General features: G+C 61.3%; 21 protein-coding genes and 4 tRNA genes. 13 read left to right on the forward strand and 12 right to left on the reverse strand.

Translation table 11 applies throughout. The features are described 5' to 3' along the window. The first annotated feature begins 35 nt into the window (after positions 1-35). On the forward strand, positions 36-239 hold the full coding sequence (locus GJ700_RS04655) for a SlyX family protein (RefSeq protein ID WP_154371468.1): 204 nt from the start codon (positions 36-38) through the stop codon (positions 237-239). 113 nt (positions 240-352) lie between these two features. Here the strand turns inward: GJ700_RS04655 and GJ700_RS04660 are convergent, their stop codons facing one another. Further along, a complete protein-coding gene (locus GJ700_RS04660) occupies positions 353-1,651 on the reverse strand; it encodes an FAD-dependent oxidoreductase (protein ID WP_154371469.1) in 1,299 nt (432 codons plus the stop codon). 116 nt (positions 1,652-1,767) lie between these two features. Between GJ700_RS04660 and GJ700_RS04665 the strand changes: the two genes are divergently transcribed. Next, entirely contained in the window at positions 1,768-2,346 is a 579-nt protein-coding gene (locus GJ700_RS04665) for an NnrU family protein (RefSeq protein ID WP_154371470.1), read from the forward strand. 75 nt (positions 2,347-2,421) lie between these two features. On the opposite strand, the gene GJ700_RS04670 is transcribed toward GJ700_RS04665, so the two are convergent. Beyond that, entirely contained in the window at positions 2,422-3,222 is an 801-nt protein-coding gene (locus tag GJ700_RS04670; RefSeq protein ID WP_154371471.1) for a M48 family metalloprotease, read from the reverse strand. Positions 3,223-3,408: 186 nt separating this feature from the next. Here GJ700_RS04670 and GJ700_RS04675 point away from each other — a divergent pair, with 186 nt between their 5' ends. Further along, positions 3,409-3,984: a TMEM175 family protein gene (locus GJ700_RS04675; protein ID WP_371867827.1), complete on the forward strand. Its 576-nt coding sequence runs from the start codon at positions 3,409-3,411 to the stop codon at positions 3,982-3,984. A 46-nt stretch (positions 3,985-4,030) separates the two neighbouring features. On the opposite strand, the gene GJ700_RS04680 is transcribed toward GJ700_RS04675, so the two are convergent. Continuing rightward, the gene (locus GJ700_RS04680) at positions 4,031-5,548 is read right to left on the reverse strand and encodes a class I adenylate-forming enzyme family protein (RefSeq protein ID WP_154371473.1); all 1,518 of its coding nucleotides are present in this window, start codon (positions 5,546-5,548) and stop codon (positions 4,031-4,033) included. Positions 5,549-5,804: 256 nt separating this feature from the next. Between GJ700_RS04680 and GJ700_RS04685 the strand changes: the two genes are divergently transcribed. The 5 genes from GJ700_RS04685 (at position 5,805) to GJ700_RS04705 (ending at position 11,585) form a co-directional block, all read left to right on the forward strand. Continuing rightward, positions 5,805-7,964, forward strand: a complete 2,160-nt coding sequence (locus tag GJ700_RS04685) for a M3 family metallopeptidase (RefSeq protein WP_154371474.1) — start codon at positions 5,805-5,807, stop codon at positions 7,962-7,964. Positions 7,965-8,120: 156 nt separating this feature from the next. Further along, positions 8,121-10,238 (forward strand): M3 family metallopeptidase, encoded by a 2,118-nt coding sequence (locus GJ700_RS04690; protein ID WP_154371577.1) that lies wholly within the window; start codon positions 8,121-8,123, stop codon positions 10,236-10,238. 109 nt (positions 10,239-10,347) lie between these two features. Continuing rightward, on the forward strand, positions 10,348-10,746 hold the full coding sequence (locus GJ700_RS04695) for a hypothetical protein (RefSeq protein WP_154371475.1): 399 nt from the start codon (positions 10,348-10,350) through the stop codon (positions 10,744-10,746). 9 nt (positions 10,747-10,755) lie between these two features. Further along, positions 10,756-11,283, forward strand: a complete 528-nt coding sequence (locus GJ700_RS04700; RefSeq protein WP_154371476.1) for a MerR family DNA-binding transcriptional regulator — start codon at positions 10,756-10,758, stop codon at positions 11,281-11,283. 29 nt (positions 11,284-11,312) lie between these two features. Further along, on the forward strand, positions 11,313-11,585 hold the full coding sequence (locus tag GJ700_RS04705; protein ID WP_154371477.1) for a DUF4404 family protein: 273 nt from the start codon (positions 11,313-11,315) through the stop codon (positions 11,583-11,585). Positions 11,586-11,657: 72 nt separating this feature from the next. Here the strand turns inward: GJ700_RS04705 and GJ700_RS04710 are convergent, their stop codons facing one another. Beyond that, a complete protein-coding gene (locus GJ700_RS04710; protein ID WP_154371478.1) occupies positions 11,658-12,170 on the reverse strand; it encodes a DUF1269 domain-containing protein in 513 nt (170 codons plus the stop codon). Positions 12,171-12,350: 180 nt separating this feature from the next. On the opposite strand from GJ700_RS04710, the gene GJ700_RS04715 reads away from it, so the two are divergent. The 5 genes from GJ700_RS04715 to ahpF all read left to right on the forward strand — a co-directional run bounded on the left by GJ700_RS04715 (position 12,351) and on the right by ahpF (position 21,511). Further along, positions 12,351-14,699, forward strand: coding sequence for a YgiQ family radical SAM protein (locus GJ700_RS04715; protein WP_154371479.1), 2,349 nt, complete (start codon positions 12,351-12,353; stop codon positions 14,697-14,699). Between the two features lie 200 nt (positions 14,700-14,899). Further along, positions 14,900-16,348, forward strand: a complete 1,449-nt coding sequence (locus tag GJ700_RS04720; protein WP_308700653.1) for an RCC1 domain-containing protein — start codon at positions 14,900-14,902, stop codon at positions 16,346-16,348. Positions 16,349-16,357: 9 nt separating this feature from the next. Then, positions 16,358-19,144 carry an EAL domain-containing protein gene (locus GJ700_RS04725; RefSeq protein WP_154371480.1) on the forward strand — a complete coding sequence of 929 codons (2,787 nt, stop codon included), beginning with the start codon at positions 16,358-16,360 and terminating at the stop codon, positions 19,142-19,144. 152 nt (positions 19,145-19,296) lie between these two features. Then, positions 19,297-19,860 (forward strand): alkyl hydroperoxide reductase subunit C, encoded by a 564-nt coding sequence (ahpC, locus tag GJ700_RS04730; RefSeq protein WP_154371481.1) that lies wholly within the window; start codon positions 19,297-19,299, stop codon positions 19,858-19,860. Positions 19,861-19,924: 64 nt separating this feature from the next. Continuing rightward, positions 19,925-21,511 (forward strand): alkyl hydroperoxide reductase subunit F, encoded by a 1,587-nt coding sequence (ahpF, locus tag GJ700_RS04735; protein WP_154371482.1) that lies wholly within the window; start codon positions 19,925-19,927, stop codon positions 21,509-21,511. Position 21,512: 1 nt separating this feature from the next. Here ahpF and GJ700_RS04740 read toward each other — a convergent pair whose 3' ends face one another. The 8 genes from GJ700_RS04740 to GJ700_RS04775 all read right to left on the reverse strand — a co-directional run bounded on the left by GJ700_RS04740 (position 21,513) and on the right by GJ700_RS04775 (position 25,398). Further along, positions 21,513-22,685: an AI-2E family transporter gene (locus tag GJ700_RS04740; RefSeq protein ID WP_154371483.1), complete on the reverse strand. Its 1,173-nt coding sequence runs from the start codon at positions 22,683-22,685 to the stop codon at positions 21,513-21,515. A 4-nt stretch (positions 22,686-22,689) separates the two neighbouring features. Beyond that, positions 22,690-23,169, reverse strand: coding sequence for a Crp/Fnr family transcriptional regulator (locus GJ700_RS04745; protein WP_154371484.1), 480 nt, complete (start codon positions 23,167-23,169; stop codon positions 22,690-22,692). A gap of 91 nt (positions 23,170-23,260) precedes the next feature. Next, positions 23,261-23,863 carry an ABC transporter ATP-binding protein gene (locus GJ700_RS04750; protein WP_154371485.1) on the reverse strand — a complete coding sequence of 201 codons (603 nt, stop codon included), beginning with the start codon at positions 23,861-23,863 and terminating at the stop codon, positions 23,261-23,263. Further along, positions 23,863-24,942 carry a hypothetical protein gene (locus GJ700_RS04755; RefSeq protein WP_154371486.1) on the reverse strand — a complete coding sequence of 360 codons (1,080 nt, stop codon included), beginning with the start codon at positions 24,940-24,942 and terminating at the stop codon, positions 23,863-23,865. Before GJ700_RS04755 ends, GJ700_RS04750 begins: the two co-directional genes overlap by 1 nt. A gap of 52 nt (positions 24,943-24,994) precedes the next feature. Continuing rightward, positions 24,995-25,071 (reverse strand) — tRNA-Asp (locus GJ700_RS04760). Between the two features lie 36 nt (positions 25,072-25,107). Next, positions 25,108-25,183 (reverse strand) — tRNA-Val (locus GJ700_RS04765). Between the two features lie 24 nt (positions 25,184-25,207). Further along, positions 25,208-25,284: transfer RNA gene (locus tag GJ700_RS04770), tRNA-Asp, on the reverse strand. 38 nt (positions 25,285-25,322) lie between these two features. Continuing rightward, a tRNA-Val gene (locus tag GJ700_RS04775) sits at positions 25,323-25,398 on the reverse strand. Positions 25,399-25,419: the final 21 nt, after the last annotated feature.

Here is a 25,419-nt window from a genome sequence, read left to right on the forward strand (position 1 = left end):
GAGTATAATGGCATTCTCACTGCCGGGAGTTTTAAATGAGTACAGAAGAACGCTTCATTGATATTGAAATCAAGCTGGCCCATGCGGAAGACATGGTGGAATCGCTGAATCAGCGTATTTATGAACAGCAAAAACAAATCGATAAACTGGAAGCCATGATTGCCGCGTTGGCGCAGCATATTCGCGATAATGCGCAGGGCCAGCAAACGCCGCTCAATGAGCGGCCGCCACACTACTGATTTACCTCGTGCGGCTTCCCAGCCGCATTTTTTCGCCGGTTTTATGCCTTAAGTTGGCGCAATCGCGCTAATAATTAGCATAAAAAGGCCGAAATGCTCCGGTTTGTGGAGTTTCAGTTGAATTGGCCGGAAGCGATGGCTTTACCCAACCGTTTCCCCAGGCTTAATAAGGTGAGGGTGGGCGGCAAACCCCACGGTTCGGGAATCACGGACGCATCGCATACATACAGGCCCGATAATGGCGTCCGTAAATGATGGTCGACACCTTGCCCTATGCGCACGCTGCCGCCGGGATGGGCAGCGAAATGCCAGCTTTTAAAGAGGCGACGGGCGCCGGCTTCTTTTAATACCGTGCGCGCCAATGCGATTCCGTCGCGGAATTTTGCTTTGTCGTTTTGTTGCAGTGATTTATTGACCCAGCGCGGCCCGATATGTCCACCGATTTCATCGCGGATTTTTACCATGACCGATAACGTCTGCGCATGGGAAAAGAGGCGGTCGATACGGCCTACCTGCAAAGCAAATGCTTGGTACATGGGTTTTGGCAAGGTTAAATCTGCCAGTGAAATGCCCTGTTCCTGAAAATAAACACCGGCAGCCATGGGGACTTCAGCGCCGCCGTGAATATCATCGGCAATACCCATGACGGCGACAACCGGATCGCTGAAGAATGGGGAAGTGCGTGGAGCTAATTCCGATGCATGCAATAGACGGGGTGTGCCAATACCACCACCGGCAAGAATAATATGGGTGGCGTGAATGATCAGCGTTTTCCCATCATGTCGACATTCAATCCCGGTGGCCTGGCCTTTTTCATGCATGATACGCAGGGCGCGGGTTTGATCCAATAAATGCGCGCCATGGCACACCGCCTCGTCGATAAAATCGCGTGCCGTCCATTTTGCACCAAACGGGCAGCCATAAACACAGCGCCAACAACCGGTGCGGCAGATTTGCGGGCGTATCATTTTATCGAGTTTGCGCCAGGCTAATCCGGCAGCCTGGCCCGCTTGCATCAGGCGTTGCGCCATGGGGCCGATCAATTCATCCGGTAATGGCGCCATTGGTAATTCGGCGCGCAATGCCTGCAATTCGCTGGACAGGTCGACGCCATATTTGGCGAATAACCAGGGTGGTGGCGGAGCGGCCGTGGCGAAATTTAATGTGGAGCTACCGCCGGCGGTAATCCCCTGTACCAGCAGGGAAGCGTCTTGATGAATATAAGCGCCCCGTCCGGGAATGGCCGCCATGGCCGACATTTGCGTCAGGGTGCCGGTGACAGGCGCCGCGCTGCCTTGTTCCAATATCGCCACCGTCAAGCCGCGCTGCGCCAGTTCACGGGCAACGGATGCGCCGCCGGGGCCGCTGCCGACAACGATGGCGTCATAACTGGAACGGAAAGGCGTGTGCATGGGACGATGGTAGCACCGGACCTGCATCGGCCCGCACCTGCCAAATATTGCGAAAGAATAAGGTTGCCTGTTAATTCACATTAAAGTATCGTCAAAATCTTTGCGGAGGGGTTGCGATGGCGATACTGATACTCGGCTTGCTGATTTTCCTGGGTGTGCACTCGGTGCGGATCGTGGCCGATCCGTGGCGCACGCAAATGCGGGCGCGCATGGGCGAGCAGGGGTGGAAAGGCGTGTATTCGCTGGTGTCGCTGGCGGGGTTCGTATTGCTGGTGTGGGGTTACGGATTGGCACGGCAGTCGCCTGTGGTCCTGTGGGTACCGCCGGTGGCGACGCGCCACGTGGCCGGATTGCTGACGTTGGTGGCGTTTGTCTTCCTGGCCGCTTCCCACGTGCCCAACAATGGCATCAAGGCCAAAGTCCATCATCCGATGCTGATCGGCGTGAAAATCTGGGCCCTGGCGCACTTGCTGGCCAACGGCAACCTGGCCGACGTGGTGCTGTTCGGTTCATTCCTGCTGTGGGCCGTCATTGACTTCAAATCCGCCCGCCAGCGCGACCGGGTTGCGGGAACCGTGTACCCGGCCGGTACCGGCAAAGGCACGGCCATCGCCGTCGTTGCGGGCGTGGCGGTGTGGGCGCTGTTTGCGTTCTGGCTGCACGGAGTGTTGATCGGGGTCAGGCCGTTCGGCTGAGGAGGGGCGCCAGCCGGAATAGCTGGCGCCGCTGAGACCTACGTGCCTCAGCGATGTGCTGCGGAACAAGCGTATTCAGTTATCTTTATCAATGCGGGCCTGAATATGCTGCGCGCGATCCGGCGACGATGGATGCGAGCTGAACATGCTGTGCCCGGGACCTTCCAGTTTCGCCAGCTTCTGAAACAGCGTCACCAGGCCTGCGCGAGACAATTTTTCCTTGTGCAGCATGTTGTACGACTGGTCGTCCGCGTCGGTTTCCTGTGTCTGGGAAAACTGCGCCTGGATGAATTTCTGCCCCAGGTCGCCGAGATCGGACTGGCTCAACGTCGCGGCAGTGGCGCTGACAGCACCGGCGGCGCCGCGCGCCGCCTGCAAGGTAAAGGCCGTTTGCATGGATTTTTTCGAATGGCCCAGCAATACGTGCCCGATTTCATGGCCCACCACGGCGCGCACTTCATCATCGTTCATGATGTCCATCAGGCCGGCAAATACACGGATACAGCCGTTGTCCATCGCGAACGCATTGACATCGCGAACCAGGTACACCTTGGCGTCGAGCCGTTTGCCATTGTATTTGCTCATGTTCAGCGGTTTTAAAGCGGCCGCCAGGCGCTTCGCATACTTGCTGTCCGGTGCGGCGATTTTATGCGTGCTATCGAGCGCGGCGCAGGACTTGTCGGCCAGATCGATGACTTCCGCGTCACTCAAGGCTGCCGCCTTGATCGCCAGGCCGGCTGAATTGGCCAGCCCGCCCAAATCCACGGCGTACGCCAACGGACTGGCAAGCGCCGACAACGCCAGCGCGACGCCGGCAAGCACTGCGGGCAGGGATGGTAAGGCATTTTCCGGCAAGGATGAACGAATGGGTTTCATGAAAGCTCCTCAGAATTGACTCCATACCATGGGAGGGACGCGATGCATTTCCGCAAGGAAATCGTAGCGATCTTCTTTCGCGGCAACCTTAATGAAAATCAACTTGTCTAGGCTTCACGATTGGGAACACAATGCGTTTTCGCAGCGCTTGGGCGCCTTGGACATGGATTGTTACCGGGAGGTTTTGTGGGTAAAGGCAGGCTGGAAGCCTTCAGCGACGGCGTCATCGCCATCATCATCACCATCATGGTGCTGGAATTGAAAGTGCCGCATGGCGCGGACTGGGACACGCTGGCGCCGCTGGGTCCCGTGTTCCTCAGTTACGTGCTGAGTTTCATTTACGTGGGCATCTATTGGAACAACCACCACCACATGATGCACGCGATCAGCAAGGTCAATGGCAGCGTCCTGTGGGCCAACCTGCATTTGCTGTTCTGGTTGTCGCTGATTCCATTTGTCACCGGGTGGATGGGCGAAAACCATTTCGGCAAGGTGCCGGTGGCGATTTACGGCGGGGTGCTGACCATGTGCGCGCTGGCTTACCTGTTGCTGGAACATATCCTGATCCGTTTGCATGGCAAACAGTCGCCATTAGGGCTGGCGGTGGGCAAGGACAGGAAAACCTGGTTGTCGATCGGGATGTATGTGGCGGGAATCGTGCTGACGTTCGTGCATCCGTGGCTCAGCGCCGCGCTGTATGTACTGGTGGCGCTGATGTGGTTTATCCCGGACCGGCGCATCGAAGCGCATCTCAGCCACTGACCACTGGCACAAGGCGTGGCGCCCGTTAGAGCGCCACGCACCGGCCTCACTGATCGAGCGTCTTCAATTCACGCCGCATGATCTTGCCGCTGCTGGTCTTCGGCAAGTCCGCCACGAATTGCACGCTGCGGGGCACCTTGTAGGCGGCCAGGTGTTCGCGGCAATACGCCAGGATATCGTCCGCCGTGGCCGTGACGCCCGGCTTCAGCACCACGTAGGCTTTGGCCACTTCCCCTTTCAAGTCGTCCAGTTTGGGACCGACACCGACCATGGCGACGGCCGGATGCCCGGACACCACGCGTTCGAGTTCGGCCGGATAGACATTGAAGCCGCCCGTGATGATCAAGTCCTTCTTGCGGTCGACGATATAAATGTAGCCGCCGTCATCCATCTTGCCCAGGTCGCCCGTGTGCAGCCAGCCGTCCGGCTCGATGGTGTCGCGCGTGGCTTTTTCGTTGCCGTAGTAACCCTGCATCACCATGTTCCCGCGCGCCATCAGTTCGCCCACTTCGCCGGGCGGCAGGGTTTTCGACGCGTCTTCGGGGTCGGCAATACGGAACGTCATGCCCGGTTCACCGAGGCCGATGGAGCCGTGCCGGTTTTCGCCATAGAACGGGTTGGTGGTGGCCACGCCGCCCAGTTCCGTCATGCCCCACACTTCCAGCATCGGGCAACCGAACGCTTCTTCCACGGCGCGCGCTTTCGCCACCGGCATGGTCTGGCCGCCGACCGCGCAGCGTTTCAGCGACGACACGTCGTACTTGTGCAAATCCGGATACGCCAGCAGGTACATGTACATGGTGGGCACGCCGTCCAGGATGGTGGCGCGGTGCGTCTGGACTGCCCGCAGCACTTCTTCTTCATTGAACTTCTGGATGATCACCAAGGTCATGCCATACATGATGGCGCCGTTCAGCGTCACGTTGCCATATACGTGCGAGCAGGGCAGGGCGGTGACGCCCGTGTCGTGTTCCGTGCGCACGTGCATCAGCGCCATGCCGGCGGCGGACGACAGGATGGCGCGGTGGCTCAGCATCGCGCCTTTCGGGTGGCCCGTGGTGCCGGACGTGTAGGCGATGGTGGACAGCGCATCGGGATCGGCCGTCACGGGTGTAAACGGCGTGGCGTTGTCCAGCAGCGATTCAAAGCGCTGCGTGCCAGGCAACGGCTCGCCGCCAAACAGCACGATGTGTTCGATCGGGCAGCGCTCGCGCACGGACAGCAGCGCTTCGCCCTTGTCGCCGGAAGCGAGCACGATGCGCGAACCGGAATCGTTGGCGACGTACGCCACTTCTTCCGCCGTCAGCATGACGTTGATGGGAATGGCCACCGCGCCTACCTGGTGGATCGCGTAATACGACACCACCCATTCCCAGCGGTTGACGGAATACAGCGTGACCTTGTCGCCGGGGCCGACGCCCAGCGCTTGCAGTCCGGCCGCGAGCCGGTTGGCGAGTTTGTCCAGTTCCGCGAATGACAGCGAGCGGTCCTTGAAGATCAGCGCGGGTTTTGTACCAAAACGTTTCGCTGCGGCTGGCAGGATGCTACCGAGGGTCCATTCCATGCGTGTCTCCTGGTTATCAAAAAATCCAGTTTACAGCATAGAAATCGCCTTTTTCTGTGTCAAATCAATAATTTATGCCTTCTAATGTGGTAGTAAGTAGAAGATTATTCCAGCGGGAAATGATGTGTAACGTTAAGTATCAGAATGCGCCGCAGCATGGAATGCCAGTGACTGTCGAAAAGTGTCCTGATATCATCGTCGGCTTCCCACACCGCCCCACCCAGCCGTGTGCCCTTGTCTTTTACCGAAAGATAAAATGTCCCGCCCAAATCTGCTCATCCTGGCAGCCGCTGCCGGCTTTGCCCTGACTCCTGTTGCTTTTGCCGCCCAAACCACTGCCGCCGCCGCGTCGGCCCACAGCGTCGCATCGCTGGCCGGCAATCCGTTTGCCCAACCCAGCCCGCTGCCGTTCCACTATCCGCAGTTCGACCTGATCAAGGATGAGCACTTTGCCCCGGCTTACGCCGAAGGCATGGCGCAAAACCTGAAGGAAATCGACGCGATCGCCAATAACAAGAAGCCGGCCACCTTCGACAACACCATCATCGCGATGGAGCGTTCCGGCCAGTTGCTGGGCCGCGTCGCCACTACCTTCGGCAACCTGCAAGGCGCCAACACCAACGACAAGCTGGATGAGATCGACCGCGAGATGTCGCCGAAACTGGCGGCCCACAATGACGCGATTTACCTGAACGGCAAGCTGTATGCGCGTGTCAAGGCGCTGTACGACAAGCGCGACAAGCTCGGCCTCGATGCGGAAGCGAAGCATTTGCTGGAGCGCTACCACATGGATTTCGTCCGCGCCGGGGCGCAACTGTCCGCCGCCGACAAGGAAAAGCTGAAGGCATATAACAGCGAACTGGCGACGCTGCAGACGTCGTTCACGCAAAACGTGCTGAAGGAAATCAATGCCTCGGCGCTGGTCGTCGACACGCGCGAAGAGCTGGCCGGCATGTCGGACGCCGCGATTGACGCGGCAGCGCTTGCTGCCAAGGCGCGCGGCCAGGAAGGCAAGTTTGCCGTGGCGCTGATCAACACCACGGGCCAGCCACCGCTGTCCGTGCTGACCAACCCGGTCACCCGCAAGCGCCTGATGGATCTGTCGCTGGCCCGTGGCGGCCGTGGCGGTGAATTCGACTCGCGCGCGATCGTGCTGAAGATCGCCAAGCTGCGCGCGGAAAAAGCCGCGCTGCTGGGCTACCCGAACTATGCCGCGTATTCGCTGGCGGACCAGACCGCGAAGTCCACGGATGCCGTCAACAAGCTGCTGGCGGAACTGGCCAAGCCGGCTGTCGCCAATGCGCGCAAGGAGCAGGCCGACCTGCAGGCCGTGGCGGACGCCGAGAAGGCCGGTATCCAGGTGGGTGCGTCGGACTGGGCGTTCTACACGGACAAGGTGCGCGCGCAGCGCTACAGCTTCGATGGCGCGCAATTGAAACCGTACTTCGAATTGACCAATGTGCTGGAAAAAGGCGTGTTCTTTGCCGCCAACAAGCTGTATGGCCTGTCGTTCAAGGAGCGCAAGGATTTGCCTGTGTACCACCCGGACGTCAAGGTGTACGACGTGTTCGATGCGGACGGCAAACAGCTGGCGATCTTCCTGGCGGACATGTACGCGCGTCCGACCAAGCAGGGCGGCGCATGGATGAATGAATACGTGTCGCAATCGAAGTTGCTGGGTACGCATTCGGTGGTGGCAAACCACCTGAACATCCCGAAACCGCCGGCCGGCGAACCGACCCTGTTGACCGTGGATGAAGTGAAGACCGCGTTCCACGAATTCGGCCATGCGCTGCACGGCATGTTCTCCAACGTGAAGTACCCGCGCTTCTCCGGCACCAGCGTGCCGCGCGACTTCGTCGAATATCCGTCGCAAGTCAATGAAATGTGGATGACGAACCCGGAAGTGCTGGCCAACTATGCGCGCCACTACAAGACGGGCGAAGCGATGCCGAAGGAGTTGCTGGAAAAAGTCACCGCCGCGAAGAAATTCAACCAGGGCTTCACCACCACGGAAAACGTGGCGTCGTCGCTGCTGGACCAGCGCTGGCACCAGTTGCCAGCGACGCAAATCCCGACCGATGTGCTGGCGTTCGAAGCGGCCGCACTGAAAGACGTGGGTGTCGATTACGCGCCGGTGCCGCCGCGCTACCGCACCACGTACTTCTCGCACACGTTCTCGGGCGGCTATGCGGCCGGCTATTACTCGTACCTGTGGAGCGAGAAGCTGGACGCCGACACCGTGGAATGGTTCAAGGAGAACGGCGGCTTGCAGCGCAAGAACGGCGACTGGTTCCGCGACAAGCTGCTGTCGCGCGGCGGCACCGACGATGCGCTGCAACTGTTCCGCAACTTCCGCGGCCGCGACGCGAAAATCGAACCGCTGCTGGAACGCCGCGGCTTGCTGGCCGAATAATCCGTTACACCGATTACGCCAAACCGGTAGGGCGGCAAGCCGCAAGGCTTGCCGCCATGTCCGCATGGCCACCAGCGCATGCTGGACCATGACGCATGCATGGCGGCTCGAAAAAGCCGATCCGCCCTACCTTGACGAGATATACCTATGAAACCAATGAAGATTGTTGCCGCCGCAGTCGCACTGGCATTTGCCGGCTTCGCCCACGCGGAAACCGCGCCGCAGTTCGACGCCACGAACCCGTTCGCCAAACCCAGCACGTTGCCATTCCAGTACCCGGCATTCGACAAGATCAGCAACGAGGCCTACGCCCCGGCGTTCGCCGAAGGCATGCGCCAGCACCTGGCGGAAATCGATGCCATCGCCAACAACAAGAAACCCGCCACGTTTGAAAACACTATCGTGGCGATGGAGCGCTCCGGCCAGTTGTTGAACCGCGTATCGACGGTGTTCTACAGCCTGAACGGCGCCAACACGAATGACGCGATTCAGGCGCTGAACAAGGAACTGGCGCCCAAGCTGGCCGCCCATGACGATGCGATCCGCCTGAATGGCAAGCTGTATGAACGCGTGAAAGCGCTGTATGAGAAGCGCGACAAGCTGCACCTGAACGCGGAGGCGAAACACCTGCTGCAGCGCTACCACACGGACTTCGTGCGCGCCGGCGCCAAACTGTCGCCAGCCGACAAGGAAAAGTTAAAAGCGTACAACGCCGAACTGGCCGCGCTACAAACCACATTCAGCGCCAACGTACTGAAGGAGGCCAATGCGTCGGCGCTGATCGTCGACACCCGCGAAGAACTGGCCGGCATGAGCGACAAGGCGATTGACGCGGCAGCTGCGGCCGCCAAGGCGCGCGGCCTGGAAGGCAAATTCGCCATTCCGGTCACCAATACCACGGGCCAGGCATCGCTGTCCGTACTGACCAACCGCGCCGTGCGCCAGCGCTTGCTCGATGCGTCGATGGCGCGCGGCAGCCATGGCGGCGAATTCGATAACCGCGACGTCGTGCTGAAGGTGGCCAGGCTGCGCGCCGAAAAGGCGGCGTTGCTGGGCTACGCCAGCCATGCCGCGTACAACCTGGAAGACCAGACTGCGCAAAACGCGGAAGCCGTGAATAAACTGCTGGCGGAATTTGCCCGTCCGGCCGTGGCCAATGCGAAGAAGGAAGCGGCGGAAATCCAGAAAGTCATCGACGCGGAAAACGGCGGCTTCCAGATTGGCGCGGCCGACTGGTCGTTCTACTCCGATAAGGTGCGTGCGCAGCGCTATGCGTTCGACCAGAGCCAGCTGAAGCCCTACTTTGAACTGAACAATGTGTTGACCAACGGCCTGTTCTTCGCGGCCGGCAAGGTGTACGGCCTGTCGTTCAAGGAGCGCAAGGATTTGCCGGTGTACCACCCGGATGTGCGCGTATTCGACGTCTATGACGAAAACGGCAAACAGCTGGCGATCTTCCTGGCCGACTTCTATGCCCGCTCCAACAAGCGCGGCGGTGCGTGGATGAATGCCTACGTCAGCCAGTCCAAGCTGATGGGCACGCAGCCGGTGATTGCGAATCACCTCAACATTCCCAAGCCGGCCGATGGCGAGCCGACCCTGCTGACGTACGACGAACTGCGCACCTTGTTCCACGAATTCGGCCATGCGTTGCACGGCATGTTCTCGGACGTGACGTATCCGCGCTTCTCCGGCACCCGCGTGCCGCGCGACTTCGTGGAATTCCCGTCGCAAGTCAATGAAATGTGGGCCGTGTACCCCGCCGTACTGGCCAACTATGCCAAGCATTACCAGACCGGCGCGCCGATGCCGAAAGAGTTGCTGGACAAGGTGATCGCATCGCAGAAATTCAACGAAGGCTTCCGTACCACGGAATACCTGGCCGCGTCCATCGTTGACCAGCGCTGGCACCAGCTGGGCGCGTCGCAAATTCCGGGCGACGTGGTGGCGTTTGAAACGGCGGCGCTGAAGGATGCCGGCGTCGACTTCGCACCGGTGCCGCCACGCTACCGCACCACGTACTTCTCGCATATCTTCGCGGGCGGCTACTCGGCAGGCTACTACGGTTACCTGTGGAGCGAAAAGCTCGATGCGGACACGGTCAACTGGTTCCAGGAAAACGGCGGCATGCTGCGCAAGAACGGCGACTGGTTCCGCAAGATGCTGCTGTCGCGCGGCGGCACCATGGATGCGATGCAGATGTATCGCAACTTCCGCGGCCGCGATGCGCAGATCGCGCCGCTGCTGGAGCGCCGTGGGTTGACGGAGAAGTAATTCGTTGCTGTGAAGCAGAAAAGTCCCTGGCACTTTTCTGCGGTTGGGAAATTGTTTGACTTGTCTATCGTAGACAGGTTTATCGTGGCGGCTCTTTTAAGGAGCCGCCATGACCGACGACGATTTCCTCTCCCGCTTCGCCACCTGCACACTGGCGCCCGAACATTTCAACCACCTGGGCCATCTGCGGCTGGGCTGGATATTGTTGCGCCGCTTGCCGGCGGATGACGCGGTCATGCAGGCCTGCATCGGTATCCGCCGCTATGCCACCCACTTGGGCGCTGCGGACAAGTTTCACTGGACAATCACGGAAGCGCTGTTGCGCCTGCTGCTGGCGGGCGGCGCCGCCGACCACGGGCAGGATTGGCAATCTTTCCTGGCTGCCAATATGGAACTGGAGCAGGATGCCCGCGCCCGGCTGGCGCTGCATTATTCGCCCGAGCGGTTGGCCGATGCCGCTGCCCGCACAGCCTTCGTCCAACCGGACCGGGCGCCGCTGCCGTTGTAAGCTACAGTGATGGAAACGCTTTATACGATAGGCCAGCTGGCCAAACGCTGCGGCATTTCGCGCACGACCTTGCTGTATTACGAAAAGCTGGGCCTGATTGAACCGGCCAGCCGCAGCGAGGCCGGATACCGCCGCTATTCCGGACACGAACTGGCGCGGGTCGGGCAGGTGCGGCAATATCGCGCCGCTGGACTGGCATTGGAGACCATCGCTGCGCTGCTGGCCGATGGCGACCGTTCGTCGCTGATCCGCCGGCGGCTGGACGACATCCAGCGCGAAATCGCGCAATTACGCGAACAGCAGGCGCTGCTGGTGCGGCTGCTGTCGGATAAAGCCGCACTGGAACCCGCGATGGACAAGGCCCGCTGGACCGCGCTGTTGCGGGGCGCCGGTGTCGATGATGCCGCCATGGGACGGTGGCATGCGCTGTTTGAAAAGCAGGCGCCGGAAGCGCACCAGGCCTTTTTATTATCACTGGGGCTGGATGCCGGGGAAATGGAACACATCCGTAGCTGGGCGCGGCAAATCGGTGTATAAATTGCCTAATGAGACTACAGGGGACAGCAATGGATAATGAACTGAAAGCCTCGTTGAAAGCCTTGCATGCCCGGCTGGCGCATTCCGGTCCGGTTGACGAGGAATTGCAGGATTTGCTGCGCCAGCTCGACGGCGATATCCGCCAGTTGCTGGAACAGCGCGCCGCCGAAGGGGATGACGCGTCGCCGTACGGCCTGGCTGAGCGCACGCAGGAAATTTCCGCCCGCTTTGCCGTCAAACACCCGACCCTGGAGCCGGCATTGCGCGAACTGGGTTCCATCCTGGCCAATATGGGGATATAGAAAAAGCCGGGGTTCAAACGAACCCCGGCTTTGGCATGAGAACCCGGGACCAGTAGTCCCGGGCGGCCAGCGTTACGGAAACGCCAGCATCGGCGGTTCGATACCGCCAAAGTTGAAGTTGGGATGACGCTTCTGGATCATTTCCTCAATTTCCACCACCCGGCCGGGTGGCACGTCGACAATCATTAACACCTGCCCCTGTGCAATCATGGGCGAAAACTGTTCCAGTTTGGTATTGGGAACGGCGGCCGCATTCATGCCGGATGCCCATCCGCCAAACATGGCGCCCCCCAGCGCGACCAGCAGGATGGCGGCCGTGCGGATGGTCCAGCCGTCCGGCGGGAACATGGTCAGCAGGATAGCGGTACCCAGTCCCACAATACCGCCGATCACCATGCCCAGCTGGGCGCCATGCACGATATCCGTACGCTGCAGGAAGCTGCAATCGGGCATGTCAGAAGGCAAGGTTTTATCTTTGGCAAGGAACTTGATGTGGCTGATTTCGATGCGCGCGAGCAGCAGTTCATCGAGCATGGCGCGCGCGCTGGGAATGTCGGGAAGCAAATAGTAGAGACGACGGCGCATGGTAATCTCCGAGCGGGTTATGTTCTCGTTATAGCAAAAGTTACAGCAAAGGCAATGATAGTGCCTTATCTTTTTTTGGACGTGTCCATCTTCACAAGTTATTGAAAAATATAAGTTTTTCCAATTGAAAAAGACTATCGGATGCGCGCAGCCGGTGCATTTCCGGTACAATGCCGGGCTATGACCCCCACCAATTTATTTGCGGCCGTTCCTAAGCGGTCTGCCCGCGCTCCTACTGCGCCTTTCCTGCCCATGTCTCGCGCTGAGATGGATCAGCTCGGCTGGGATCAGTGCGACGTCATCCTGGTAACGGGTGACGCTTATATCGACCATCCGAGTTTCGGCATGGCCCTGGTTGGCCGCCTGCTGGAAGCGCATGGCTACCGTGTCGGCATCATCAGCCAGCCGGACTGGCTGTCCGTGGATCCGTTCCGCGCGCTGGGCAAGCCGCGCCTGTATTTCGGCATCACCGCCGGCAACATGGATTCCATGGTCAACCGCTATACGGCGGACCGCAAGCCCCGCTCGGACGATGCCTATACGCCGAACGGCGAAGCGAACAAGCGCCCCGACCGCGCCGTGACCGTGTACGCGCAGCGCGCGCGTGAAGCCTATCCGGGCACGCCGATCATCATCGGCTCGATCGAGGCATCGCTGCGCCGCATCGCCCACTACGATTACTGGTCGGACAAGGTGCGCAAATCCGTGCTGACGGAATCCAAGGCCGACTTGCTGATCTTCGGCAATGCCGAGCGCGCGCTGGTCGATATGACCGCCCGCCTGGCGGCCGGTGAAAACATCAAGGACATCAAGGATTTGCGCGGCACCGCGTTCATGGTGCCGCTGGGCTGGATGCCGGGCGAGGACTGGGGTGTGCACAATTCCACCCGCGTCGACGTGCCGGGCCGTATCGACCCGCATCCGGATCCGTATGCGATGGCCAAGGAAGACAAGAAGGAATGCGCTTCGGAAAACGCGGTGCCGGAACAGACCGTCAAGCCGATCCGCATCATGACGCGCGAAGAGCGCCAGGCCATGGCCAAGGAAAAGCACAACCGCACCGTGGTGCGCCTGCCATCGTACGACGTGGTCAAGGACGACCCCGTGATGTATGCGCATGCCTCGCGCGTGTTCCACCTGGAATCGAATCCGGGCAATGCGCGCGCACTGGTGCAGCAGCATGGCGACCGCGACGTGTGGATGAACCCGCCGCCGCTGCCGCTGGCCATGGATGAAATGGATAACGTCTACGACATGGCCTATGCGCGCGGCCCGCACCCGAGCTATGGCGACGCCAATATCCCGGCGTGGGAAATGATCCGCTTTTCCGTCAACATCATGCGCGGCTGCTTTGGCGGCTGCACGTTCTGCTCGATCACCGAGCACGAAGGCCGCATCATCCAGAGCCGTTCGGAGCCATCGATCCTGCGCGAGATCGAACACATCCGCGACAAGACCAAAGGCTTTACGGGCATTATTTCCGACCTGGGCGGCCCGACCGCCAACATGTACCGCCTGACGTGCAAGAGCAAAGAGATTGAAGAGACTTGCCGCCGCCTGTCGTGCGTCTATCCGTCGATCTGCGTCAACTTGAACACCAACCACAATCCGCTGATCAAGCTGTACCGCAAGGCGCGTGAAATCAAGGGTGTGAAGAAAATCCTGATCCAGTCCGGCTTGCGTTACGACCTGGCGGTGCGTTCGCCGGAGTACGTGAAGGAACTGGTGACGCACCACGTCGGCGGCTTGCTGAAGATTGCGCCTGAGCACACGGAAACCAATGTGCTGAGCAAAATGATGAAGCCCGGTATTGGCGCGTACGACGAGTTCAAGGCCATGTTCGAGAAATACTCGATCGAGGCGGGCAAGAAGCAATACCTGATCCCGTACTTCATCGCCGCCCACCCGGGTACGACGGACGAGGACATGCTGAACCTGGCGCTGTGGCTGAAGAAAAACAATTTCCGTCTGGACCAGGTGCAAACCTTCATGCCGACGCCGATGGCCATGGCCAGCGCCATGTACCACTCGCGCAGGAATCCGCTGCACAAGGTCACGGATGACTCGGAAGTGGTGGAAACCCCGCGCACGCAAAAACAGCGTACCGCACACAAGGCATTCCTGCGCTACTACGATCCGAAAAACTGGCCGATCCTGCGCGACACCTTGCGCCGCATGGGCCGGGGCGACTTGATCGGCACCGGCGAGCGCCACCTGATTCCGCCGTACGTGGTGGGCGAGGAAAACTTCAAGGTATCTCAGGGCAAGCGCGCGATGCCGATGTTGGCGCCGGGCGCCGACAAGCGTGGCGGCAAAGGCGTGCCGGTACCGGTCCGCGGCGGCAAGCCGAATGCGCTGACCGGTTCGCTGACGGCGCGCGCCACGGTGGAAACCAAGGCGCGCCCATCGATCCTGGACACCATCAAGGTGAAAAAAGCGGCGCCCGCGCCTGCCAAGCAGGGCGGCCGACCGGCTGCCGGCGTGAAAGCGGGCGCCAAGGCAGGTCCGGCGCCACGCGGCCGGAAGTAATCCGCCGGCGGGCCATCCGCCAGCAGGCCCAGGACACGGCGGGCGTTCCTCACGGGACGCCCGCCGTGTTGTTTTCTCCCCTCAAATTTCATAAATGCATGGATAATTCATCCCAGTTCACATCAACGCGCGGGGCGGGTTGCGGCTACACTGATTGCTCAGATCGGGGACGTATACACCGGACCCCGGACATCAACTGGATGACTATGAAAATTTCCGTGAAATACATGTTGCTGGCGCCCATGCTGGCGCTGCTGGCCGCCTGCGGTGGCGGCGGCAAAGACAGTTCCTCCTCCACGACCACCACGCCGACCCTGCTGTCGATTGCCGTGACGCCGGCCACGCCGACGGTGGCGGTGGGGCTGACGCAGCAAATGACGGCCACCGGCACGTATTCGGATGGCAAGAGCGCCGCCATTACGACCGGCCTGACGTGGTCGGTCAAAGGTCCTAACATTACCGTGCTGTCCGCCACCGGCCTGGTGACGGGCAAGGCGATCGGTACCGATACCGTGACCGCCACCGTGGGCAGCGTGACCGGTTCGACCAATGTCACCGTGCGCGGCCAGTGGGATGCGATTTCCGCGGGCGGTAACCACACCGTGGGCCGCCGCGCCGACGGCGCGCTGTATGCGTGGGGCTGGAACCGCCAGGGCCAGTTGGGTGAGGCATCGAATGGCGACCGCGCCACGCCGACCTTGGTGAGCTCCACCGGCGTGAAGCTGCCGTGGAAGCAAGTCGCCGTGGGTGAGTTGCATACGCTGGCGATCGACAGCGATGGCGTGCTGTGGGCCTGGGGTTACAACCAGAATGGCCAGCTGGGCGATGGCACCACCGTCGACAAGAACGTGCCGGTGAAAGTCGGCTCGGCCAAGGACTGGGTCTCCATTGCCGCTGGCAAATCGCACAGCATGGCGATCAACAAATCCGGCGTGATGTTCGGCTGGGGCCGCAATTTCAACGGCCAGCTGGGCGACGACAGCAAGGTCGACCGCCTGGCGCCGACCCGCGTCGCCACGGTGACGACGGGCACGCCGGCCGTGACAGTGACGTGGACCGCCGTATCGGCCGGTGCCAGCCATACGCTGGCGCGCGCCATGGATGGCACGTTGTGGGGCTGGGGTGGCAACACCAAGAGCCAGCTGGGCAACAATGCCGTCGCCGATGTGCAGAAACCGGCCAAAATCGGCGTTTCGACATGGGCCAGCGTGGCGGCCGGCGGCACCCACTCGCTGGGCATCCGCGCGGACGGCACGTTGTGGGCCTGGGGCGATAATTCGTCCGGCCAGCTGGGTGTCGCCACCACCAATACCGCCGTGACGGCGCCGGTGCCAACGCAGGTTGGCACCGCCAGCAACTGGTCGGTGATCGCGTCCGGCCTGGCGCACTCGCTGGGTGTGCGCACCGATGGCACGCTGTATGGCTGGGGCTCGAACAGCAATGGCCAGGTCGGCAACGGCAGCACCGTCAACGTCGGCGCACCGACGCAGATCGGCACCGCCATCACGTGGGTCAACGTGGAATCGGGCTTGCAGCACAGCGTGGCGCTGCAAAAAGATAATTCCGTGTGGCTGTGGGGCCGCAACACGGAAGGCCAGCTGGGTAACGGCACGCAGACCGACGTGACGGCGCCGGCCGTCCTGCCGTAACGGAGCGTCATGATCTTGCGGCAAGGGCTGGTCCTGCTGTGCTGGTTGCTGGCGGCGCTGTGCGCGCTGCCGGCGCAGGCGCAGGACAAGATCACGCTGCAACTGAAGCACACGCACCAGTTCCAGTTCGCCGGCTATTACGCGGCAGTGGAAAAAGGCTACTACCGCGAAGCGGGACTGGACGTGCAAATCCTGGAAGGCGCGGACGGCAACGAGCCGGAACGCGCCGTGCTGGCCGGCACCGCGCAATATGGCGTCGGCAGCAGCAGCCTGCTGCTGGCGCGCCTGGCCGGCAAGCCGGTGGTGGTGCTGGGCGTGGTATTCCAGCATTCACCGTATGCGCTGATCATGGCGCAGACCGGCGCCACGCCCGACGTGCATGCGATCGTCGGCAAGCGCGTGATGATCGGCTCGTTGACGGACGAGCTGACGCAGGCCGACGAAATCATGGCGTACCTGAAGAAGGAAGGCATTTCTCCCGCCAACCTGATCCGGGTCGAACATACGTACAATCCGGACGACCTGGTCAAAGGCCGCATCGATGCGATGTCCGTGTACGTGACCAACGAACCGGATTACCTGGACCGCATCGGCTTCCCCTACGATATCTACAGCCCGCGCAACGCGGGCATTGATTTTTATGGCGACAACCTGTTCACCAGCGAACAGGAAATCAAGCAGCACCCGGAGCGCGTCAAGGCATTCCGGGCGGCCAGCATGCGGGGCTGGCAATACGCGATGAGCCACCAGGATGAAATCGCGGACCTGATCCTGAACAAATATTCGCGCCGTAACGACCGCCAGCATTTACTGTACGAAGCGCGCGCCATGGTGCCGCTGGTGCAGCCTGTGTTGGTGGAAATCGGCTACATGAACCCGGAGCGCTGGCAGCATATTGCCGACATTTACGCGGACCTGGGTATGCTGCAGAAAGGCGCGACGTTCGACGGTTTCCTGTACAACGTGGAGAGCGGGCCCAGCCTGGCCTGGCTGTACCGCGTGCTGGGCGCGGCCAGCGTACTGCTGATCCTGGGCGCGGCGGTGCACTTTTCGCTGCTGACGCGCGAACGCAACCGCGCGCAGGAAGCCATCCGCAAGGGCGAGGAACGCTTCCGCACCATGTTTGAAGCGGCGCCGCTGGGCATCGCGCTGATCGATACCCGCACCGGGCAGTTCAGCGACATCAATCCCCGCTACCTGCAAATCGCCGGCCGCACGCTCGATGAAATGAAGGCCAGCACGTGGCGCGACCTGAGCCACCCGGAAGACGTGGCGGCCGAGCAGGCGCAAATCGAAGCGATGGCGGCACGCCGCCAGTCGGGCTTCAAGCTGGCCAAGCGCATGCTGCGGCCGGACGGTTCCGTGGTGTGGGTCGATGCGTCGATTACCGCCTTGCCGGGTGCGGATGCGCGCACGGCGTCCCAGCAGACGCTGCACCTGTGCATGATCGAAGACATCACGGAAAAGAAACAGACGGAAGCGCTGATCTGGCAGCAGGCGAATTTCGACACGCTGACGCAATTGCCAAATCGCCGCATGTTCCACAACCGGCTGGAACAAGCCATCATCAAGAGCCGCCGCGACGGCAACCGCATTGCCATCCTGTTCATCGACCTTGACCACTTCAAGGAAGTCAACGATACGCTGGGCCACCACCAGGGCGATATCCTGCTGGTCGACGCGGCGCGCCGCATCGGCGCCTGCGTGCGCGAATCCGATACCGTGTCGCGCCTGGGCGGCGACGAGTTCACCGTGATCCTCGGTGAACTGTCGGACATCGGCCGCGTGGAAACCATTGCGCAAAACATCATCGACAGCCTGCGCGCGCCGTTCCAGCTGGGACAGGAACAAGCGTTCGTGTCGGCCTCGGTCGGCATCACGCTGTATCCGGATGACGCCAGCTCTGTCGACGATTTGCTGAAACACGCGGACCAGGCCATGTATGCAGCCAAGGACGCGGGCCGCAACCGCTTCAGTTACTTCACGCCGGCGCTGCAGGTGGCGGCGCTGAACCGCATGCGCCTGACCAACGATTTGCGCGGCGCCGTCAAGGCCGGGCAGATGGAGCTGTATTTCCAGCCCATTGTGCATTTGCGCACGGGCCGCATCCACAAGGCGGAAGCGCTGGTGCGGTGGCGCCATCCGCTGCGCGGCATGGTCAGCCCGCTGGAATTCATCCCGCTGGCGGAAGCGTCCGGCTTGATCCACGAAATCGGCGAATGGGTATTCCAGGAATCCGCGCGCTGGATCCAGCGCTGGCGCGCGGAAATCCACCCGGAATTCCAGGTCAGCGTGAACCAGTCGCCGCTGGAATTCCAGCGCGAAGGCGGTTACGAAGGGTGGATGCGGCTGCTGACGGAACTGGGCTTGCCGGGGCAATCGGTGGTGATTGAAATCACGGAAGGCTTGCTGCTCGATGCGTCCAATGCCGTCACGAAGAAACTGCTGCAATTGCGCGACGGCGGCATCCAGGTCGCGCTGGACGACTTCGGCACCGGCTATTCGTCGCTGTCGTACCTGAAGAAATTCGATATCGATTACCTGAAAATCGACCGCAGTTTTACCCGCAACCTGGCGCCCGATTCGTCCGACATGGCGCTGTCGGACGCGATCATCGTCATGGCCCACAAACTGGGCTTGCGCGTGATTGCGGAAGGTGTGGAAACCCCGGAACAGCGCGATTTGCTGGCGCAGGCAGGGTGCGACTATGGCCAGGGTTACCTGTTCGCCAAACCCATGCCTGCCATCGAGTTCGACGCCCACCTGCGCGGCCAGCCTCTCTTGAACAACGAATAACGCATCCCCTCCGGAACGGGGATAATAGCGTCTTGGCTATCTTGTTTGATAGTCAAAGCCAATTGAAACCATTGGAACAATCAATTTTTCAAATGGCTGACTAACCTTTAGACTGACGTCTCATTGATAACAAACCTCACGAGGAAACCACAATGTCGCTGATTAACACCCAGATCAAACCATTCAAGGCCACCGCTTATCACAACGGCAAATTCGTTGACCTGACCGAAGCGTCCCTGAAAGGCAAATGGTCGGTATTCGTGTTCTACCCGGCCGACTTCACCTTCGTTTGCCCAACCGAACTGGAAGACCTGGCCAACAACCACGCTGAATTCCAGAAACTGGGCGTGGACGTGTACGGCATCTCGACCGACACCCACTTCGCCCACAAAGCATGGCACGACACGTCGGACGCCATCAAGAAAGTGCAATACCCACTGATCGGCGACCCAACCGGCCTGCTGTCCCGCAACTTCGAAGTGATGATCGAAGAAGAAGGCCTGGCACTGCGCGGCACCTTCGTCATCAATCCGGAAGGCTTCATCAAAGTGATGGAAGTGCATGACAACGGCATCGGCCGCGACGCATCGGAACTGCTGCGTAAAGTCAAAGCCGCTAAATACGTTGCCGAGCACCCAGGCCAGGTGTGCCCAGCCAAGTGGACCGAAGGCGCCGCTACGCTGACCCCATCGCTGGACCTGGTTGGCAAGATCTAAGCAATACGCTTCATTACGGCGCCGGGCCCGGCCCGGCGCCGCTTCAACAAAAAGGAAAAATGTCATGTTGGATGCAAATCTCAAAACCCAGTTGAAAGCCTATTTGGAAAAGGTCGTGCAGCCGATTGAGATCGTTGCATCGCTCGACGATTCCGATAAGGCCCGCGAAATGCAGGCGCTGCTCACCGATATCATCGGTTTGAGCGACAAGATCACCCTGGTGGAACACAAGGGCAGTGCCGCCGTGCGCACGCCATCGTTCGCCATTACCCGCCCCGGGACCGATATCGCCGTGACCTTTGCCGGCATCCCGATGGGCCATGAATTCACGTCGCTGGTGCTGGCGCTGCTGCAAGTGGGCGGCCACACCATCAAGTTCGACGAAGCCGTGATCGAACAGATCCGCAACCTCGAAGGCGACTACAACTTCGAAACGTATATTTCGCTGTCGTGCCACAACTGCCCGGAAGTGGTGCAGGCGCTGAACGCGATGGCCGTCATCAATCCGCGCATCAAGGTCACCGCCATCGATGGCGCGGTGTTCCCGAAAGAAGTGGAAGAGCGCCAGATCATGGCCGTGCCGATGATGTTCCTGAACGGCCAGCACTTCGGCCAGGGCCGCACCAGCGTGGAAGAAATCCTCGCCAAGCTCGATACCAATGCCGGCGCCCGCGCCGCGGAGGAATTGAACAAGAAAGACGTGTTCGACGTGCTGATCGTCGGCGGCGGTCCTGCCGGCGCGGCAGCGGCGATCTACGCGGCCCGCAAAGGCATCAAGACCGGCGTGCTGGCCGAGCGCTTCGGCGGCCAGGTGCTCGATACGCTGGCGATTGAAAACTTCATCTCCGTGACGGAAACCGACGGGCCGAAATTCGCGGTGGCGCTGGAACAGCACGTCAAGCAGTATGAAGTCGACATCATGAACACGCAGCGTGCATCCGAACTGGTGCCGGGCAAGCTGATTGAAATCAAGACCGCCACCGGCGCCACGCTGAAGAGCAAGTCCGTGATCCTGGCGACCGGTGCGCGCTGGCGTGAAATCAACGTGCCGGGCGAGAAGGAATACCGCAACCACGGCGTGGCGTACTGCCCGCACTGCGACGGCCCGCTGTTCAAGGGCAAGCGCGTGGCCGTGATTGGCGGCGGCAACTCCGGCGTGGAAGCGGCAATCGACCTGGCCGGCCTGGTGCAGCACGTGACCCTGATCGAGTTCGGTGCGGAATTGCGTGCGGACGCCGTGTTGCAGCGCAAGCTGCGCAGCCTGCCGAACGTGAAAGTCATCGTATCGGCGCAAACCACGGAAATCCTCGGCGACGGCAAGAAAGTGGTGGGCTTGACGTACACCGACCGCACCACCAATGCATCACACCAGGTGGACCTGGAAGGCGTGTTCGTGCAAATCGGCCTGGTGCCGAACACGGAGTGGCTGAAAGGAACGGTCGCCCTGTCGCGCCACGGTGAAATCGAAGTGGATGCGCGTGGCCAGACTTCGGTGCCGGGCGTGTTTGCCGCCGGCGACGTGACGACCGTGCCGTACAAGCAAATCATCATCGCCACCGGCGAAGGAGCGAAGGCGGCGCTGTCGGCCTTCGATCACCTGATCCGCTCCAGTGACGAGGTGGAAGAAGCGGCGGTCGCGGTCGCCGCCTGATTCACACCACCAAATCCGCGCTGGCCTGTTTTTCCCTGAGCGCCCGGGCATTCCGATGCCGGGCGCGCAGGCGCGGATTGGTGACCAGCCGGCCGATGGTTTCTCCCACCACCATCACCACGCCCATCAGCGGCAGCACCAGCATCAGCCCCGCCACGCCGGCCACGGCGCCGCCGATAAAAATCATCAGCACGGTAATCAACGGATGCATGTGCAGGCTGCGGCCCAGGGTCAGCGGCATGAACACGAAATCGTCCAGCAGGCGCACCAGGATGAATACGCCGATGGCGCTGTACGCGACCAGCGGATCGCCCGCCGCATCGGTGGATGCCACCATCACCACCATGATGCAGCCGACAATGGAACCGACATACGGCACCCATGCCAGCAGTGCGGAAATCAAGCCCAACACCACCGGCGACGACACGCCGATTGCCCACAGACCGAACGCCAGCACGGCCGTATCGAGCACGGTCAGCCACGCCAGGCCCTGGAAATAGCGGTGTGCCGTCTGGTCCACTTCATGCAGCAGGCACAGCGTACGTTCAAAGAACGCATTCGGCACGGCGCGCGCGAGGAATTTCTTGAACAGGTGGCCGTCGCGCAGGAAAAAGAAAGTCAGGAACGGCGCCAGCAACAGCGCGGGCAGCCAGCCCGCCAGCGAGACAACGAAGCCCGTCAAATGGCTTTGCACGAAGTCTTCCGTGTACGCTGTGAACTGCGTATTGATGATCTGGCTTAAGTGGATGTCATGCAGGATGGGGAATTGCTGTTCCAGCCCCAGCAGCAGCGACCGCACAAACGACAGGCCCCCTTGCAGGTAGCGGCCCATCATGTCCTGCCACGACTCGGCGGGCGCCGACGTCCAGCTGATGCCGGCCAGCACCGGCAATGCCACCGCCAGTAAAAAGCTGCCGCCCACCACCAGCGCCGCCACGTTGCGGTCCATGCCCATGCGCAGCAAGCGCTGCATGGGCGGCATCAGCAGGTAATACAAAATGATCGCCAGCAGGAAGGGAATCGCCAGCCACAGCATGTGTTGCGTCACCAGCAGCAGCAAACATGTGGTGGCGATGATGCCGGTCCAGACCAGCGGGCCGGCGGCTTCCTCGTGGTTGACGGGCGCCAGCCGGCGCTGGGCGCCGCCGGGCAGGCGGATGTGGTCGATTTTCATGGCCTTACAGCGCCTCGAACTGCGGTTTGCCGGCCATCCATTCGCGCAAGCGGTGGCCGATATGGCGGGCAAGCGCGAGTGCGATCTTGTAGCCGATCTTCGCATCGGTTTCCATCAAGCCCATGAAGTCGGCGCGGAAGAAGACCGCCAGTTCGCAATGGTCCAGCGCGCGGGCTTGCGCATTCCGGGGGGCGTTGTCCAGCAGGGCCAGGTCGCCAAAGAAGGACCCGGGGCTGATTTCCGCGACGATTTCCACGCCGTCGGCGTGCGCGCGGCTGATGATCACGCGGCCGGACATCACCAGGTACAGCGCCTGGCCTTCTTCGCCCTCGTCGAAAATGATTTCATCGGTCACATAGCGGCGCTCGTGCATCAAATCGTCGACGATGTTCAACTCCACCGGCGTCAGCGACGCAAACAGCGCCGATTCCTTCAACCGGTGCAGGCGCGGCGACAGCTTGGGGGATGTGAAAAAACCGAACATCGGGAGCAGCTCCATGGCGTATCAGGCCCGGAAAAATCACGGGTACGCATTCGATTTTGACTGATTATTGTCAAGTTGCAAGTGTCGACCGTCACAGTTGTATCGTTTGCGCCAGTGGCAAGTCCGGTTCCACGTGGCTGGTCAGCACGATGCATTGCCGCGCCCGGCGGCCGGGATCGGCCAGTTGCGTGCGCAGGTAGCTTACCGCAGCCGTGTCGAGGCCATTGAACGGTTCGTCGATCAGCAAGACCGCAACGGGCAGGGCCAAGGCCAGCGACAGCTGCATTTTCTTGTGCTGGCCCAGCGACAGCGTGGTGACGGGCTGGTCCAGCACACCATGCAGGCGGAAAGCGTCCAGCTGCGCATTCAATGCGGCGGTATCGGCGCCCGGGTACAGCGCCACGTGCAGGTCGAACATTTCACGCACGGACAGCCATGGCAGCGCAGGCGTGTCGCCGCCGCTGTAATGGATCTGGCGGCGGTAATCCAGCGGCTGTTGCGCGCTGTCGATGCCGGCCACGGCAATTGTGCCTGTGTGCGGTAACAGCGCACCGGCCACCAGCTTCATCAGCGTGGTCTTGCCGGCGCCATTTTCACCGCGCAGCCACGTGATACCGGCCGCCAGTTGCAGGGAAAACTGGCGGAACAACGGGTGGCCCGCATATTCAAAGTTCAGGTGGTCGATGGCCAGCATCAGAATTCACTTCCTATCGCAGTCAGGATCACAATCGATAACACCACCAGGACGACACGGCCCCGTGGCGCCAGCGGCAGCGCGACAATGGCGCTGCAGGTGGCCAGCGCCGTGACTTGCCATACGCGTACGGCCGTCGTCTGGCCTGCCAGCAGCACGTGCAGCGCCAGCACGGCCAGCGCGGGAACCAGGCTGAACCCCCGCGCGCACACGGTCAGCGGCGTGCTGCGCAATGGCCACGCGGCCAGCATTTCCGCCATCAGGACTGCCTGTTCGCGCACGGCTTTATCGCCCCGATCCGTCAGCAGCACCAGCGCCAGGCTGGCGAGGCCGCCCAGCGCGGCGGCCGGCGCCATGGGAATCCCGTGGCGCAGCCAGACAGTGGTCGCCGCCAGCGCGATGGCCAGCAACAGGCATTGCTGGACGCCAACCTTGTTTTCACCGCGCCAGAATGGCAGCCAGAATAGCTTGCGCCACAGCGCCACATAAAGAGGCCGCAGCGGCGTCGGCGCATAGGACGTGGCTGCGCGTGCCGGCGCCTGGCGCGGCCGGGCAGGGTGCGGCTGCCGCCGGCGCGCCGCCAGCATGGCGGCCGCCACCAGCCATCCCAGCACCAGCGTGCCGACGGTGGCGGCAATGGCTTGCGGTTTCACCGGTTGCAGGAAGGCGGGCGAGGTCCAGCACCAGATACCGCACGAAATGGCATAGATCAGCGTGACGGGCCCTGCCAGCATGCCGGCCACCAGCAGGTCGGCGCGCCAGCCCAGCGCCGGCGGCACGGGCAGCGGCCAGCTCCACGCAATGGCGGCGTGCGGGTGCAGGCGCTGGCGCAGCAGCCAGGCGGGTGTGGCGATCAACAGTGTCTGTCCGGCCAGCACGGCCAGCATGACGGGCCAGTCGAGCGTGACGGCCAGCATGCCGGGAAAGGCAATCACGGCGCACAAGCCCAGCAGCACGTTGGAAAACACCAGCAACAGGATTTCAATGGAATTGGTGAGGCTGGCGAGAAAGGCCAGCAAGCCGTGGTGCGCCATGCGCACGCGGTAACGCAGATAGGGATGCTTGGGCAGCAGGATCATTGCGCGTACGGAAAAAGAAAAAGGCCCGACGAATCGGGCCTTTCTCAGGAATTGGCGGAGTGGACGGGGCTCGAACCCGCGACCCCCGGCGTGACAGGCCGGTATTCTAACCAACTGAACTACCACTCCATTTGCGACAAGTCGCAACGTACAACATGCTTTAACTGGTGGGCGGTGAGAGGGTCGAACTCCCGACCTAATGCTTGTAAGGCATCCGCTCTACCAACTGAGCTAACCGCCCGGCTAAAACAACTACTACTAAAACTGGCGGAGTGGACGGGGCTCGAACCCGCGACCCCCGGCGTGACAGGCCGGTATTCTAACCAACTGAACTACCACTCCTTGCTTGCGCATCTTGTCTTCATTTCCGTGTCAGGCGGTGGTGGGCGGTGAGAGGGTCGAACTCCCGACCTAATGCTTGTAAGGCATCCGCTCTACCAACTGAGCTAACCGCCCCGCTTCTAACACTCCAACGTT

Source organism: Pseudoduganella rivuli, assembly GCF_009674485.1.
Taxonomy (GTDB): Bacteria; Pseudomonadota; Gammaproteobacteria; order Burkholderiales; family Burkholderiaceae_D; genus Rugamonas; species Rugamonas rivuli_B.

Bases quoted from the DNA above. Each gene is read 5' to 3' on its own strand.
- GJ700_RS04655 (WP_154371468.1), top strand. From the start codon at position 36: ATGAGTACAGAAGAACGCTTCATTGATATTGAAATCAAGCTGGCCCAT.
- GJ700_RS04660 (WP_154371469.1), bottom strand. From the start codon at position 1,651: ATGCACACGCCTTTCCGTTCCAGTTATGACGCCATCGTTGTCGGCAGC.
- GJ700_RS04665 (WP_154371470.1), top strand. From the start codon at position 1,768: ATGGCGATACTGATACTCGGCTTGCTGATTTTCCTGGGTGTGCACTCG.
- GJ700_RS04670 (WP_154371471.1), bottom strand. From the start codon at position 3,222: ATGAAACCCATTCGTTCATCCTTGCCGGAAAATGCCTTACCATCCCTG.
- GJ700_RS04680 (WP_154371473.1), bottom strand. From the start codon at position 5,548: ATGGAATGGACCCTCGGTAGCATCCTGCCAGCCGCAGCGAAACGTTTT.
- GJ700_RS04685 (WP_154371474.1), top strand. From the start codon at position 5,805: ATGTCCCGCCCAAATCTGCTCATCCTGGCAGCCGCTGCCGGCTTTGCC.
- GJ700_RS04690 (WP_154371577.1), top strand. From the start codon at position 8,121: ATGAAGATTGTTGCCGCCGCAGTCGCACTGGCATTTGCCGGCTTCGCC.
- GJ700_RS04695 (WP_154371475.1), top strand. From the start codon at position 10,348: ATGACCGACGACGATTTCCTCTCCCGCTTCGCCACCTGCACACTGGCG.
- GJ700_RS04700 (WP_154371476.1), top strand. From the start codon at position 10,756: ATGGAAACGCTTTATACGATAGGCCAGCTGGCCAAACGCTGCGGCATT.
- GJ700_RS04705 (WP_154371477.1), top strand. From the start codon at position 11,313: ATGGATAATGAACTGAAAGCCTCGTTGAAAGCCTTGCATGCCCGGCTG.
- GJ700_RS04710 (WP_154371478.1), bottom strand. From the start codon at position 12,170: ATGCGCCGTCGTCTCTACTATTTGCTTCCCGACATTCCCAGCGCGCGC.
- GJ700_RS04715 (WP_154371479.1), top strand. From the start codon at position 12,351: ATGACCCCCACCAATTTATTTGCGGCCGTTCCTAAGCGGTCTGCCCGC.
- GJ700_RS04720 (WP_308700653.1), top strand. From the start codon at position 14,900: ATGACTATGAAAATTTCCGTGAAATACATGTTGCTGGCGCCCATGCTG.
- GJ700_RS04725 (WP_154371480.1), top strand. From the start codon at position 16,358: ATGATCTTGCGGCAAGGGCTGGTCCTGCTGTGCTGGTTGCTGGCGGCG.
- ahpC (WP_154371481.1), top strand. From the start codon at position 19,297: ATGTCGCTGATTAACACCCAGATCAAACCATTCAAGGCCACCGCTTAT.
- ahpF (WP_154371482.1), top strand. From the start codon at position 19,925: ATGTTGGATGCAAATCTCAAAACCCAGTTGAAAGCCTATTTGGAAAAG.
- GJ700_RS04740 (WP_154371483.1), bottom strand. From the start codon at position 22,685: ATGAAAATCGACCACATCCGCCTGCCCGGCGGCGCCCAGCGCCGGCTG.
- GJ700_RS04745 (WP_154371484.1), bottom strand. From the start codon at position 23,169: ATGTTCGGTTTTTTCACATCCCCCAAGCTGTCGCCGCGCCTGCACCGG.
- GJ700_RS04750 (WP_154371485.1), bottom strand. From the start codon at position 23,863: ATGCTGGCCATCGACCACCTGAACTTTGAATATGCGGGCCACCCGTTG.
- GJ700_RS04755 (WP_154371486.1), bottom strand. From the start codon at position 24,942: ATGATCCTGCTGCCCAAGCATCCCTATCTGCGTTACCGCGTGCGCATG.